This is a genomic window from Pseudomonas sp. S3E17 (assembly GCF_024168685.1).
GTDB classification, from domain to species: domain Bacteria; phylum Pseudomonadota; class Gammaproteobacteria; order Pseudomonadales; family Pseudomonadaceae; genus Aquipseudomonas; species Aquipseudomonas marginalis.
This window is the reverse complement of sequence record NZ_JALJWE010000001.1, coordinates 6375264-6387428: the sequence shown is the minus strand read 5'-3', so window position 1 is coordinate 6387428 and position 12165 is coordinate 6375264. Positions and strand designations below refer to the sequence as shown.

The 12165-nt window shown below is 60.9% G+C and carries 13 protein-coding genes; 5 read left to right on the top strand and 8 right to left on the bottom strand.

Annotated features, from left to right (window positions below; all coding sequences use genetic code 11):
* Positions 1 to 38 precede the first annotated feature (38 nt).
* On the bottom strand, positions 39 to 1478 hold the full coding sequence (locus tag J3D60_RS28950; protein WP_253493630.1) for a DegQ family serine endoprotease: 1440 nt from the start codon (positions 1476 to 1478) through the stop codon (positions 39 to 41).
* Positions 1479 to 1503: 25 nt separating this feature from the next.
* On the opposite strand from J3D60_RS28950, the gene J3D60_RS28945 reads away from it, so the two are divergent.
* Entirely contained in the window at positions 1504 to 1683 is a 180-nt protein-coding gene (locus J3D60_RS28945; RefSeq protein ID WP_133822131.1) for a hypothetical protein, read from the top strand.
* Positions 1684 to 1712: 29 nt separating this feature from the next.
* Here J3D60_RS28945 and J3D60_RS28940 read toward each other — a convergent pair whose 3' ends face one another.
* The 3 genes from J3D60_RS28940 to rpoE are packed head-to-tail and all read right to left on the bottom strand — an operon-like array spanning position 1713 to position 3893.
* A complete protein-coding gene (locus J3D60_RS28940; RefSeq protein WP_083236355.1) occupies positions 1713 to 2675 on the bottom strand; it encodes a MucB/RseB C-terminal domain-containing protein in 963 nt (320 codons plus the stop codon).
* Positions 2676 to 2691: 16 nt separating this feature from the next.
* On the bottom strand, positions 2692 to 3279 hold the full coding sequence (locus J3D60_RS28935; RefSeq protein WP_003172479.1) for a sigma-E factor negative regulatory protein: 588 nt from the start codon (positions 3277 to 3279) through the stop codon (positions 2692 to 2694).
* 32 nt (positions 3280 to 3311) lie between these two features.
* Positions 3312 to 3893, bottom strand: coding sequence for an RNA polymerase sigma factor RpoE (gene rpoE, locus J3D60_RS28930; RefSeq protein ID WP_003172477.1), 582 nt, complete (start codon positions 3891 to 3893; stop codon positions 3312 to 3314).
* Positions 3894 to 4355: 462 nt separating this feature from the next.
* Here rpoE and nadB point away from each other — a divergent pair, with 462 nt between their 5' ends.
* Positions 4356 to 5972 (top strand): L-aspartate oxidase, encoded by a 1617-nt coding sequence (gene nadB / locus J3D60_RS28925; RefSeq protein WP_253493629.1) that lies wholly within the window; start codon positions 4356 to 4358, stop codon positions 5970 to 5972.
* On the opposite strand, the gene J3D60_RS28920 is transcribed toward nadB, so the two are convergent.
* Positions 5941 to 6387 carry a protein YgfX gene (locus J3D60_RS28920; protein WP_108573987.1) on the bottom strand — a complete coding sequence of 149 codons (447 nt, stop codon included), beginning with the start codon at positions 6385 to 6387 and terminating at the stop codon, positions 5941 to 5943. The two genes, nadB and J3D60_RS28920, sit on opposite strands and share 32 nt — an antisense overlap.
* Positions 6371 to 6625 carry a succinate dehydrogenase assembly factor 2 gene (locus J3D60_RS28915; protein WP_027604321.1) on the bottom strand — a complete coding sequence of 85 codons (255 nt, stop codon included), beginning with the start codon at positions 6623 to 6625 and terminating at the stop codon, positions 6371 to 6373. The genes J3D60_RS28920 and J3D60_RS28915 overlap by 17 nt, the downstream gene beginning before the upstream one ends.
* A gap of 140 nt (positions 6626 to 6765) precedes the next feature.
* Between J3D60_RS28915 and J3D60_RS28910 the strand changes: the two genes are divergently transcribed.
* Positions 6766 to 7707: a folate-binding protein YgfZ gene (locus tag J3D60_RS28910; protein ID WP_065938888.1), complete on the top strand. Its 942-nt coding sequence runs from the start codon at positions 6766 to 6768 to the stop codon at positions 7705 to 7707.
* A gap of 36 nt (positions 7708 to 7743) precedes the next feature.
* Positions 7744 to 8565 carry an HDOD domain-containing protein gene (locus J3D60_RS28905; protein ID WP_065938887.1) on the top strand — a complete coding sequence of 274 codons (822 nt, stop codon included), beginning with the start codon at positions 7744 to 7746 and terminating at the stop codon, positions 8563 to 8565.
* On the opposite strand, the gene J3D60_RS28900 is transcribed toward J3D60_RS28905, so the two are convergent.
* Positions 8566 to 9951, bottom strand: a complete 1386-nt coding sequence (locus tag J3D60_RS28900; protein WP_027604324.1) for a sensor histidine kinase — start codon at positions 9949 to 9951, stop codon at positions 8566 to 8568.
* Positions 9944 to 10615 (bottom strand): response regulator, encoded by a 672-nt coding sequence (locus tag J3D60_RS28895; RefSeq protein WP_027604325.1) that lies wholly within the window; start codon positions 10613 to 10615, stop codon positions 9944 to 9946. The genes J3D60_RS28900 and J3D60_RS28895 overlap by 8 nt, the downstream gene beginning before the upstream one ends.
* 235 nt (positions 10616 to 10850) lie before the next feature.
* On the opposite strand from J3D60_RS28895, the gene J3D60_RS28890 reads away from it, so the two are divergent.
* On the top strand, positions 10851 to 12143 hold the full coding sequence (locus J3D60_RS28890; RefSeq protein ID WP_146475788.1) for an OprD family porin: 1293 nt from the start codon (positions 10851 to 10853) through the stop codon (positions 12141 to 12143).
* Positions 12144 to 12165 lie beyond the last annotated feature (22 nt).

Here is a 12165-nt window from a genome sequence, read left to right as displayed (position 1 = left end):
CGTAACACGAAGGCGGGGCTTTTTATTGGCCGGGTGGGTTACTCGGCCAGCTTGAAGGTAATGAAGCTGGCACGCCCCTGACGAAGCACGCGCATCGATACCGAGCGGTTCTTCGGCAACGCCTTGGCGATGTCGGTGAACTGCTTGGTAGTCTCAATCGCCTGATTGTTCAGGTGAGTGATCACGTCGCCAGGCTGCAGGCCGATCAAGGCTGCCGGGCCGTCCTGCACTTCCTTGATCACCACGCCGCTCTTGAGATCGAAGGCTTTCTTCTGCTCGTCAGTCAGCTCGGCCACGGCAATGCCCAGGCGATTGCTGCTGCGCTCGGCGCCCGGCTTGGTATTACCCAGGGCATCCAGGGTCGCGCCCTCTTCAGGGATCGCACCCACGGTCAGCTCGACATTCTGGCGCTTGCCATCACGAATCACTTCCAGCTTGGCCTTGCTGCCGGCCTTGAGTGCGCCAACCAGGTGCGGCAGGTCGGCCGACATAATGATCGGTTGACCGTTCATGCTCAGAATCACGTCGCCGACTTGCAGACCGCCTTTGGCAGCCGGGCCGTCGTCCTGGATTTGCGCGACCAGGGCGCCCGCCGGCTTGTCGAGGCCGAAGGATTCAGCCAGGTCCTTGTTCACTTCCTGGATGACCACGCCCAACCAGCCACGGCTGACCTTGCCACCGCTTTTCAGCTGATTGGAAACATCCATGGCCACGTCGATAGGAATGGCGAACGAAACCCCCATGAAGCCACCGGAACGGGTGTAGATCTGCGAGTTGATCCCCACCACTTCGCCCGCCAGGTTGAACAACGGGCCACCGGAGTTGCCTGGGTTGATCGGCACGTCGGTCTGGATGAACGGCACATAGTTCTCGTTCGGCAGGCTGCGACCAATGGCACTGACGATACCCTGGGTAACGGTATGGTCAAAACCAAACGGCGAGCCGATGGCTACCACCCACTGCCCCGCCTTCAGGTCCTGGGACTTGCCCAGCTTCAGCACCGGCAGGTCCTTGCCTTCGATCTTCAGCAAGGCCACGTCGGAACGCGGATCGGTGCCGACCAATTTGGCTTTCAGCTCACTGCGATCGGCCAGGCGCACGAGGATCTCGTCGGCGTCGGCAATCACATGGTTATTGGTAAGGATGTAGCCATCTGGCGAAATGATGAAGCCCGACCCCAGGGACTGCGCTTCACGCTGGCCACCACCGCCACCACGGGGCGCACGCGGTTGTGGCATGCCACGCTCGAAGAACTCGCGCAGCATCGGCGGCAGGCCTTCCAGGTCAGGCATCTGCTGGTTGGAGACTTTGCGATCCGGCAGTTTCTGAGTGGTACTGATGTTCACCACGGCAGGCGAGGCTTGCTCAACCAATTGGGTGAAGTCAGGCAACTCGACCGCTTGCGCGGGCACGGCCTGACCCAGCACCAATACCGTGGTGACTATGGATAGGTAAGACTTCAAACGTGGTATCGACATACAGCTCCCGTTACGACGAGCAGGGTTGAGCGACAGGGTTCAAGAAACGCCGAAAACTGCGAACGACATCTTTGTTCCGCGAACAAAACAAGGCCAGGGCCAACAAGCCCTGACCTATAAAAAACATGGGAGATTTTTGCAAGTGAAAATGCTGATCCAGACATTTCATGCTCTCGGCAGCCAACCTGGCATGGGCGTACTGTGAAAGATCTGGATGAACATAGGATTAACGACTCACGGCTTGGGGGTGGCCTTTTTTTCACCGCGCACCGACAGTGCGATGCGTTCGGCGGTGCCAATAGGTATTTCGCCGACCACAGTCACCATCATTTCGCCATCCACCGTATTCAAGCGACGAGATACAGCAACCGTGGGGCCTAATTGGGTGCGAGTCTCGGTCACGCTCACATCGCTGATCGGTTCGAGAAACACCGAGAAGCGCGCCAGTCCATCTTCATACATCAGGCTGTCGACCGTGGCCTTGGTATGGGGATCCTTGCGGGCGCTGCTATTGGTCAGCTGAAAGCCTGGCGGCAACCACTCCAAGTGCCACGCCTCGGTGGCCTCTACGGCCGATGCCTTGGTATCGCCGACGGCGATGGAAGTGCATTCGCCGCTGGGCTGCAAGTCGCGATCATTGGGTGTGGTGGAGGTGTCCAATCGAGTGAACTGAAAGCGCTCCAGCAACTGTCCTTGATCATTCAGCAACAAGGATTTGAGCGGCAGCGCAGTTTCACGATCAAGGTGCAGCTCAAAACCGTAGCGGTATTGATCTCGGGGTGTAATCGACACAATCACTGCATTACGACCGGCCACGCGAGATTTTCCGATAACGGCCAGTTCGTAGAATTGATTGAGTCTTTGCGGATCGAGGGCGCGCGAGGGCGCATCACGCGAATTGCCCAGGCCGGCGACAAGAGTGCCGCTGACGCACTGAGTGCGACCATCTACCCGAACGACTTCCTGGGCAGAACCATCAAGCTGCAAGAGCCGCTCACGGACTTGGCCATTCTGGACACGATGCCAGATGTCGTGGGTAGAAAAACTGCCATTACGTTCGTAGACAAACGTACCTTGAAAACTTTGCTGCTGCTCAGCACGCCCAAGTCGAGTCAGCCAGTCTTGGGCTTCATCGGCATGGGCGGGGAGTGCAAACCAACCACTGAGCAATAACGTAAGGAGCGGTATGGCGCGCATAGGGCTCCTTAACGGATCAGCGGTTTTCCAGGCTTGCAGCGCGAGCGTATGGCAGAGCGCTTTCAGTGCCTTTCAAGGCGGATTCCTGTGCGTGTTGGCGCAGGTAGCCTGGAAGACGCTGGTCCTGCCAGCCGGATTGCCCTTGCAGCACACCGTTGGCCATAGGGCCGGTGGTGTCGGAGCTTTCCTTGTAGCCGGCCAATACCGCTGGGCCTTTGACTTGCGGACCGGCCATGACCGGTTGCTGAGTCTGCTGGGCCAGTTCGGCACCGGCGATTTCGTCCTGGTTGTACAGGCGCACACCGGCCAGCACTGCAACAGTCACCGAGGCAGCCACTGCCAGGCGACCCAGGCTGCGCCAAGGGCCACGAGCAGCTTTTGCCGGAACGGCTTCATCAGCCAGCGCGGCAGAAACGGCCGCAGCAATATCCAGACGAGGGATTAGAAGATCCTTGTGCATCACCGCCCGAGCGACTTGGTAACGAGACCAGGTATCACGGGTTTCGGCATCATCAAATGCGTTGAGCACTCGACGAAGTTCCAGTTCATCCGCTTCGTTATCCATCACTGCGGACAGCGATTCCTGCAGGGCATCACGACTCATGGCGGTTCCTCTCTTGGCTGTCGCCGCTGTCTTTAGTTTTCCTGCAACAACGGTTGCAAGGCTTTATCGATGGCTTCCCGGGCCCGGAAAATCCGTGACCTTACAGTCCCCACCGGACACTGCATGACGCTCGCAATGTCTTCGTAACTCAGACCATCGAATTCACGTAAAGTTAACGCCGTACGCAAATCTTCTGGCAGTTGCTGAATTGTGCGATGAACGGTGCCTTCGATCTCATCGCGCAGCAATGCACGCTCCGGCGACTCGAGATCTTTGAGGCCGTGATCACCATCGTAAAATTCTGCATCTTCTGAACTTACATCACTATCCGGTGGGCGGCGTCCGCGAGACACCAGATAGTTCTTCGCCGTATTGATGGCGATGCGGTAGAGCCACGTATAAAACGCACTATCACCGCGGAAATTGCCCAGTGCACGGTACGCCTTGATAAAGGCTTCCTGTGCAACGTCCTGCGCTTCATGGGTGTCGTGCACAAACCGCACGATCAACCCGAGAATTTTGTGCTGGTATTTCAGCACTAGCAGATCAAATGCTCGCTTGTCACCGCGTTGAACGCGTTCGACCAGCTGCTGATCCTCTTCCTGGGTTAGCATGAACACTCCTCGTTGTACTTGAAGGAGGCTTGCATAACTAAACGATCAGGCTTGCAAACATAGACTCGGACTTTTCGCAAAAGTTCTCCCCCTTCAAGCAAGTTTCCGGCATGCACTGATTTGGCACACACGAAAAACGCAGCGCGGGCAACGCCGGCTGCGCGAATAATCTTGTCGTCGGTTTTCTGACGCGTCCAATGCTCCCGACGGGCCAATAAACTCAACGTTTCCCAGCTTTCGGGCAACCTGCTATTGAGTCGAGGCTTATGCAAAAAGTTCCCACCTCAATAACCTGCCGATTTTACCCGAGCCGTGCACCGTAATCTCACATTGCCACGAATGCCCGGCTATTGTGCCGCTCCCCCCCTCTATATACTAGTGGCCCGTGTGACCCTTTGATTCGCCGATCCAGGCGTCCTGTTTGCGCCAGCCCTGTGGATCGCTTTTTGCGGAATCCTTCAAATGAGCCAACAGTTTCAACACGATGTCCTGGTGATCGGCAGCGGCGCGGCCGGCTTGAGCCTTGCGCTGACCCTTCCCAGCCACCTGCGCATTGCCGTCCTGAGCAAAGGCGACCTGGCCAACGGTTCGACATTCTGGGCCCAGGGCGGTGTCGCCGCGGTGCTGGACGACACCGATACGGTGCAATCCCACGTTGAAGACACCCTCAACGCCGGCGGCGGCCTGTGCAACGAAGACGCGGTGCGCTTCACCGTCGAGCATAGCCGCGAGGCGATCCAATGGCTGATCGACCAGGGCGTGCCCTTCACCCGCGATGAACATGCAGGCAGCGATGACGGCGGCTTCGAGTTCCATCTGACCCGCGAAGGCGGCCACAGCCATCGCCGTATCATCCACGCCGCCGATGCCACCGGTGCCGCGATTTTCAGGACCTTGCTCGACCAGGCCCGCCAACGCCCCAACATCGAACTGCTGGAACAACGCGTCGCTGTCGACCTGATCACCGAAAAGCGCCTGGGCCTGCCGGGCGAACGCTGCCTCGGCGCCTATGTGCTCAACCGCGCCAGCGGCGAAGTGGATACTTATGGTGCGCGCTTCACCATCCTCGCCTCCGGCGGCGCCGCCAAGGTCTACCTCTATACCAGCAACCCCGACGGCGCCTGCGGCGACGGCATTGCCATGGCATGGCGCTCGGGCTGCCGGGTGGCCAACCTGGAATTCAACCAGTTCCACCCCACCTGCCTGTATCACCCACAGGCCAAGAGTTTCCTGATCACCGAAGCCCTGCGCGGCGAAGGTGCACACCTCAAGCTGCCCAACGGTGAGCGCTTCATGCAGCGCTTCGACCCGCGCGCCGAGCTGGCTCCACGGGATATTGTCGCCCGCGCCATCGACCATGAAATGAAGCGCCTGGGCATCGACTGCGTCTACCTGGACATCAGCCACAAGCCCGAAGCGTTCATCAAGACCCACTTCCCGACCGTCTACGAGCGCTGCCTGGCGTTCAACATCGACATCACCAAAGGCCCGATCCCGGTGGTGCCGGCGGCGCACTACACCTGCGGCGGCGTGATGGTCGACCAGCATGGGCGTACCGATGTCCCCGGCCTGTACGCGATTGGCGAAACCAGCTTCACCGGCCTGCACGGTGCCAACCGCATGGCCAGCAACTCGCTGCTCGAATGCTTCGTCTACGCCCGCTCGGCCGCAGCCGACATTCTCGAACAACTGCCGCGCATCCCGGTACCGGCCGCCCTGCCCCGCTGGGATGCCAGCCAGGTTACCGACTCGGACGAAGACGTGATCATCGCCCACAACTGGGACGAGCTGCGGCGCTTCATGTGGGACTACGTGGGGATCGTGCGCACCAACAAGCGCCTGCAACGGGCACAGCACCGGGTGCGATTGCTGCTGGATGAGATTGATGAGTTCTACAGCAACTATAAGGTCAGCCGTGACCTGATCGAACTGCGCAACCTGGCCCAAGTCGCGGAGCTGATGATCCGTTCGGCCATGGAACGCAAGGAAAGCCGGGGCCTGCACTACACCCTCGACTACCCGCAGATGCTGCCCGACGCCCGCGACACTATTCTGGTGCCAACCACCTACGGCGGCTGAACTTCAAGCGAACCCGCAGGCGCCGGTGCACATCGGCGGCCTGCGAATCCGTCGGCACGCAGACCGAGCGCACCCGCCATTCCCCCGGCACGCGATAGCGCAACACCACAATCAGCGGCAGCGCCAGACTGTCGGGGCGCAGTTGCACGCGATGCCAACCGCGCTCACCGCTGAATAATTGCCAGCCCTCTTCATCCCGTCGCAGGCCACGAATCGACGAACGGTGAGTCAGCAGGACATAACGCGGCAATACCCAGGCAGCCTGGGCCAGGCACGCCAGCACGCCGAGGACAGCAAAGGGAGAGTCGAGGACCATCAGCGCACCCAGCGCGAACAGCTGGGCAAGGAGATACGCCGCCAGCAGCAGCCGTGAGGCCTGCCAGCGGCATTCAAAACGATTACTTGGGCTGGACACGATCCAGGATCATCCGGACCATGCGCTGCAGTTCAGGATCTTCGGATTCGGCCCGCTCCATGAACCAGCCGAACATGTCCTGATCTTCGCAAGTCAGCAGCCTGACGTAGAGATCGCGATCTTCCTTATTGAGCGTCGCATACACCTCTTTGGTAAAAGGCACCAGCAACACATCAAGCTCAAGCATGCCACGACGGCTGTGCCAGTAGAGACGATTGATTTCTACATCTTCGACCATGGAGCGCTCCTCAAATAGAGCGCAAGTATACAGGCCCGACGGCACCAGAACAGTCGGCTTTGGTCGCCCCCTACGGAAACTATCCATTTGCCGGGCGCCCCTCTATGATGCACCCATGACTTTTTGACCTGCGATGACCCATGGCTGACTCTGCTTTCTTCTGCCCCCTGTCCCACGAAGGCGTTCTCGCCGTCCGCGGCTCCGACGCTGCCAAGTTCCTGCAGGGACAACTCACCTGCAACCTCAATTACCTGAGCGACACCCAGGCCAGCCTCGGTGCGCGCTGCACGCAAAAAGGCCGCATGCAGTCGAGCTTCCGCATCCTGTTGCAGGGCGACGGCGTACTCCTGGCCATGGCCAGCGAACTGCTCGAACCGCAACTGGCGGACCTGAAGAAATATGCGGTGTTCTCCAAGTCCAAGCTCACCGACGAAAGCGCCGCCTGGGTGCGTTTCGGTGTGATCGATGGCGATCAGGCGCTGACCGGCCTTGGCCTTGAGCTGCCCACCGAAACGGACAGCGTTGCCCGTACCGAACACCTGATCGCCGTCCGCGTGTCTCCCGCCCGCGCCGAACTCTGGGTACCGGCCGAGCAAGCCGACGGCGTGCGCAGCCAATTGGCCGCACAGTTGACACAAACCGACTTGAATCACTGGCTACTGGGCCAGATCCGCGCCGGTATCGGCCAGGTCATGCCCCAGACCCGCGAACTGTTCATCCCGCAGATGCTCAACCTGCAGGCCGTGGGCGGCGTCAGCTTCAAGAAAGGCTGCTACACCGGCCAGGAAATCGTCGCGCGCATGCAGTACCTGGGCAAACTGAAGCGTCGCCTGTACCGCTTGAGCCTGAACGCGGCGCAAATGCCCGAGCCAGGCACCCCGTTGTTTTCCCCCAGCCACAACAGCTCCATCGGCGAAGTGGTGATTGCAGCAAAAGCTGACCAGGTGATTGAACTTCTGGCGGTATTGCAAGCCGAAGCTGCCGATAGTGGCGATGTGCACCTAGGCACACTGGAAGGCCCCGGTTTGCAACTGCTTGACCTGCCTTACAGCCTTGACCGTGATCGTGAGATCCAGCGTTAGTCGCCGTATTTTCCTGCAACACCCTAGAGAGCATGAATGAACAAACTGGCGGAAAAAGTCCAACAGGCGTTGGTTAAGGCCATCGACAACGATGACCTGGTTCTGCCGACATTGCCGGAAGTGGCCCTGAACATCCGTCAGGCCGCCGAAGACCCGGAAATCAGCATCAGCCACTTGAGCAAAGTGATCGGCCGCGACACTGCGTTGTCGGCGCGCCTGATCAAAGTGGTCAACAGCCCACTGTTGCGCGCTACCCAGGAAGTCACCGACCTGCACACCGCCATCACCCGGCTGGGCACCAACTACAGCAGCAACCTGGCCATCGGCCTGGTGATGGAACAGATCTTCCACGCCCGTTCCGAAGTGGTCGAACAGAAAATGCGCGATGTGTGGCGCCGCAGCCTGGAAGTGGCGGGCGTCAGCTACGCCCTGTGCCGCAACCACAGCCAGCTCAAGCCGGACCAGGCAGCGCTGGGCGGCCTGGTGCATCAGATCGGCGTGCTGCCGATCCTGACCTATGCCGAGGACCACTACGAACTGCTGTCAGACCCGGTCAGCCTCAACCACGTGATCGACAGCATCCACCCGGTGCTGGGCGACAAGTTGCTGAGTGGCTGGGACTTCCCGGAAATGCTGGCGAAACTGCCGGGCCAGTACCTGAACCTGGAACGGGATTCAGCCTGCCTCGACTACATCGACCTGGTGCAGATTGCCATGCTGTATTGCCATCACGGCACCGACCACCCCCTGGCCAAGGTGGACGTCTCCAGCGTGCCTGCGATGAAAAAACTGCGGGTTGACCCCTACAGCGAAAAACTGCGCGCAGAGCTGGATGAAGCGCGCGCCATGTTCGATTGATCAACCGGCGATAAAACTCACCCGCACCTTCAACCCCGCGTGCTCGCCGTCATGCAGGCTGATCTGGGCCAGATGTGCACGACAGATTTCGCCCACAATCGCCAACCCCAGGCCTGAGCCCATGCCTTGCTGGCTGCGGCGGTAGAAGCGCTCGAACACCCGGTCGCGCTCATCCTGCGGAATACCCGGGCCATCATCTTCCACCTCCAGTACCGCCGGCGCCGTCACCCGCAGGATCACGTTGCCGCCCGGTGGCGTGTGCGCCAGGGCGTTGTCCACCAGGTTGCTCAACAGCTCGTTGAGCAGCGTCGGCTCGCCACGCAACCACACCGGTTCATCCGCCTCCAGCGCCAGTGCCACGCCACGCGCATGGGCCAGCGGCGCCATGGCCATGCCCAGTTCACGGGCCAATTGGCTGAGGTCCAGCAGCTGCGCGCCGCCTTCGGCAATCGCCCGGGCACCGTTTTCGATGCGCGCCAGGGACAGCAACTGATTGGCCAGGTGGGTCAACCGATCGGTGCCTTGGGCGGCGGTTTCCAGGGTACTGCGCCAGGTTGCGGGATCTTCGGCGCGCAGGCCTAGTTCCAAGCGCGCCTTGAGCGCTGCCAAGGGGGTACGCAGCTCATGGGATGCATCGGCAATAAACTGCGCCTGACGCTCGAACTGGCCGCGCAGGCGTTCGGTGAAATGGTTGAGGGAACGCACCAGCGGGCCGAACTCATGCTGCACTTCCACCAACGGCAACGGCCGCAAGTCGTCGGGCTGGCGCTCTTCCACCGCCGTGCGCAGGCGCTCCAGCGGGCGCAAGGCGGCGCTGACGGCAAACCACACCAGCAACAAGGCGCCAATGGCGAGCATGCCCAGGCGCAGCAAGGTGTCGGCCATCAGGCTGCGGGCCATGCTCACCCGTGCCTCATCGGTTTCGGCCACGCGGATTTCCGCCATGCCGTTCATGTTCGGTTCGGAGACCGCCTTGAGCAGGCTGACCACCCGCACTTCCTGGCCCTGGTACTTGGCATTGTAGAAGCGCGCCAGCGCCGGGTAGTCGTCGGTGCGCGGTGTGCCGGGGGGCGGGCCGGGGAGGTTTTCGTAGCCGGAAATCAGCTTCTGATCAATGTCATTGACCTGGTAATAGATGCGCCCGGCGCTGTCGTAGGCAAAGGTGTCGAGGGCGACATAGGGCACGTTGGCGCTGAGGGTGCCGTCCACCTGGGTCAGGCCGGCGGCGATGGTACGCGCCGAGGCCAGCAGCGTGCGGTCATAGGCGGTGTCGGCCGCTTCGCGACCGTTCCAGTAGGCACTCATGCCACTGGCGAGCATCAACAGCACCAGCAGCAGCGCCAGGTTCCACAGCAGGCGCCAGCGCAGGCTGCTGGGCTTATGCATCGCGGGCTTCCAGCAGGTAGCCGAGACCGCGAAACGTCACGATGGCGATGGGTTGGCCATCGAGCTTCTTGCGCAGGCGGTGCACGTAGATTTCGATGGCGTCGGGGCTGGCCTCTTCGTCCAGGCCGAACACCTGGGAAGCCAGTTGCTCCTTGCTCATCACCCGGCCTGGGCGGGCAATCAGCGCTTCAAGCACGGCTTGCTCGCGGGAGGTCAACGTCATCAACTCGCCGCCCACGGTGAAACGTCGGGTGTCGAGGTCATAGACCAGCACCCCGCAGGCCTGCTGGCGCTCGCCGCCCAATACGCTGCGGCGCAGCAGCGCCTTGACCCGGGCTTCCAGCTCGGTCAGTTCGAACGGTTTGGCCAGGTAGTCATCGGCGCCCAGGTTCAGGCCATGCACGCGGTCCTTCACATCGCTGCGCGCGGTCAACATCAGCACCGGCAGGTTTTTCCCACGCGCCCGCAAGCGCGCCAGCACCTCGAAGCCGTCCATGCGCGGCAGGCCCACATCGAGGATGGCCACCGCGTAATCCTCACTGCTCAAGGCCAGGTCGGCGGCCACGCCGTCATGCAATACGTCAACGGTCAAACCTGTGCTCTTGAGCGCTTGGGCGACGCTTTCGGCGAGTTGCAGATGGTCTTCAACCAGAAGGACACGCATGGATTTCTACCTTATTCGGACGTGGTCGGCGCCACGCTTTGCCGGGCAGTTTACAGGCGCCGACTGCCCTGTGAAGCCTGAAAACATTGAAAGGCAGCTGAAAGGTTAGTGAAAGCTTCGCCCTTTAGCATCCAGCCACGGTAGGTCATGCCTGCCGAGCGACCTGATGGGTCGCGCCCGAAAAACGCCTCGAAGCGTTTTCGCCAAAATAAGAACAATAACGGAGTGCACCACCATGCTGTCGACACAGCCACAGGCTTGCCCGCCTGTTCGTATTTCCCGCCTGACCCACACCGCCCTTGCCAGTGCCGCTGCCCTTGCCGGCTTTTCGCCGCTTGGCCAGGCTGCCTTCTTCGAAGACAGCAGCGCGACCCTGGAAACCCGCAACATGTACTTCAACCGCGACTTTCGCGACGGCACCAGCGCCCAGCAATCCAAGCGCGACGAGTGGGCCCAGGGCTTCATGCTCAACCTGCAATCGGGCTACACCGACGGCACCGTCGGCTTTGGCGTGGATGCGCTGGGCATGCTCGGGGTCAAGCTCGACTCCAGCCCCGACCGCACCGGCACCGGCCTGCTGCCCACCCACGACGATGGCCGCGCCGCCAACGAGTACTCCAAGCTGGGCCTGACCGGCAAAGTGAAGATTTCCGCCACCGAGCTCAAGATCGGCTCGCTGATGCCTGAACTGCCGATCCTCAAGCCCAATGACGGGCGCATCCTGCCGCAGACCTTCAACGGTGGCCTGGTCACCTCCAAGGAATTCAAGAACCTGGTCTTCACCGGCGGCCGTCTCGACAAGGCCAAGGACCGCGACGACAGCAACTACGAGGACATCGCCCTCAACAACAAGAACAGCCGCTTCCTCAGCGGTGCCACCGGCAAGCATTTCAACTTCGGCGGGGTCGACTACAAGTTCGCCGACAAGATCACCGGCAGCTACCACTTCGCCCAACTCGACGACGTGTACCGCCAGCACTTCCTCGGCCTGGTCGCCGCACGCCCGATGGGCCCCGGCACCTTCGCCACCGACCTGCGCCTGGCGATCAGCGATGACGCAGGTGCAGCCCGTGGCGGCAAGATCGACAACACCTCTCTCAACGGCCTGTTCAGCTATGCCCTCAATGGCCATAAGCTCAGCGCCGGCTACCAGCATATGTCCGGCGACAGTGCCTTTCCGTACGTGGATGGCAGCGACCCGTACCTGGTCAACTTCGTGCAGATCAACGACTTTGCCGGCGCCGAAGAGCGCTCCTGGCAGGCGCGCTACGACTACGACTTCGCCAAGCTGGGCATTCCCGGCCTGAGTTTCATGAGCCGTTACCTCTCGGGTGACAATATCAAGCTCAGGAACGGCGACACCGGCAAGGAATGGGAACGCAACAGCGAGATCAAGTACGTGGTGCAAAGCGGTACGTTCAAGGATGTCGCCGTGCGCCTGCGCAATGCCACCTACCGTTCCAACTATTCAGCCCGTGATGCGGATGAAATGCGCCTGCTGGTCAGCTACAGCGTTGCGCTCTGGTAAGCCACTCATAACAACAAAGACG

Excerpts from the sequence above, each read along its gene's own strand:
- J3D60_RS28950 (WP_253493630.1), bottom strand. The coding sequence starts at position 1,478 with ATGTCGATACCACGTTTGAAGTCTTACCTATCCATAGTCACCACGGTA.
- J3D60_RS28940 (WP_083236355.1), bottom strand. The coding sequence starts at position 2,675 with ATGCGCGCCATACCGCTCCTTACGTTATTGCTCAGTGGTTGGTTTGCA.
- J3D60_RS28935 (WP_003172479.1), bottom strand. The coding sequence starts at position 3,279 with ATGAGTCGTGATGCCCTGCAGGAATCGCTGTCCGCAGTGATGGATAAC.
- rpoE (WP_003172477.1), bottom strand. The coding sequence starts at position 3,893 with ATGCTAACCCAGGAAGAGGATCAGCAGCTGGTCGAACGCGTTCAACGC.
- nadB (WP_253493629.1), top strand. The coding sequence starts at position 4,356 with ATGAGCCAACAGTTTCAACACGATGTCCTGGTGATCGGCAGCGGCGCG.
- J3D60_RS28915 (WP_027604321.1), bottom strand. The coding sequence starts at position 6,625 with ATGGTCGAAGATGTAGAAATCAATCGTCTCTACTGGCACAGCCGTCGT.
- J3D60_RS28910 (WP_065938888.1), top strand. The coding sequence starts at position 6,766 with ATGGCTGACTCTGCTTTCTTCTGCCCCCTGTCCCACGAAGGCGTTCTC.
- J3D60_RS28905 (WP_065938887.1), top strand. The coding sequence starts at position 7,744 with ATGAACAAACTGGCGGAAAAAGTCCAACAGGCGTTGGTTAAGGCCATC.
- J3D60_RS28900 (WP_027604324.1), bottom strand. The coding sequence starts at position 9,951 with ATGCATAAGCCCAGCAGCCTGCGCTGGCGCCTGCTGTGGAACCTGGCG.
- J3D60_RS28895 (WP_027604325.1), bottom strand. The coding sequence starts at position 10,615 with ATGCGTGTCCTTCTGGTTGAAGACCATCTGCAACTCGCCGAAAGCGTC.
- J3D60_RS28890 (WP_146475788.1), top strand. The coding sequence starts at position 10,851 with ATGCTGTCGACACAGCCACAGGCTTGCCCGCCTGTTCGTATTTCCCGC.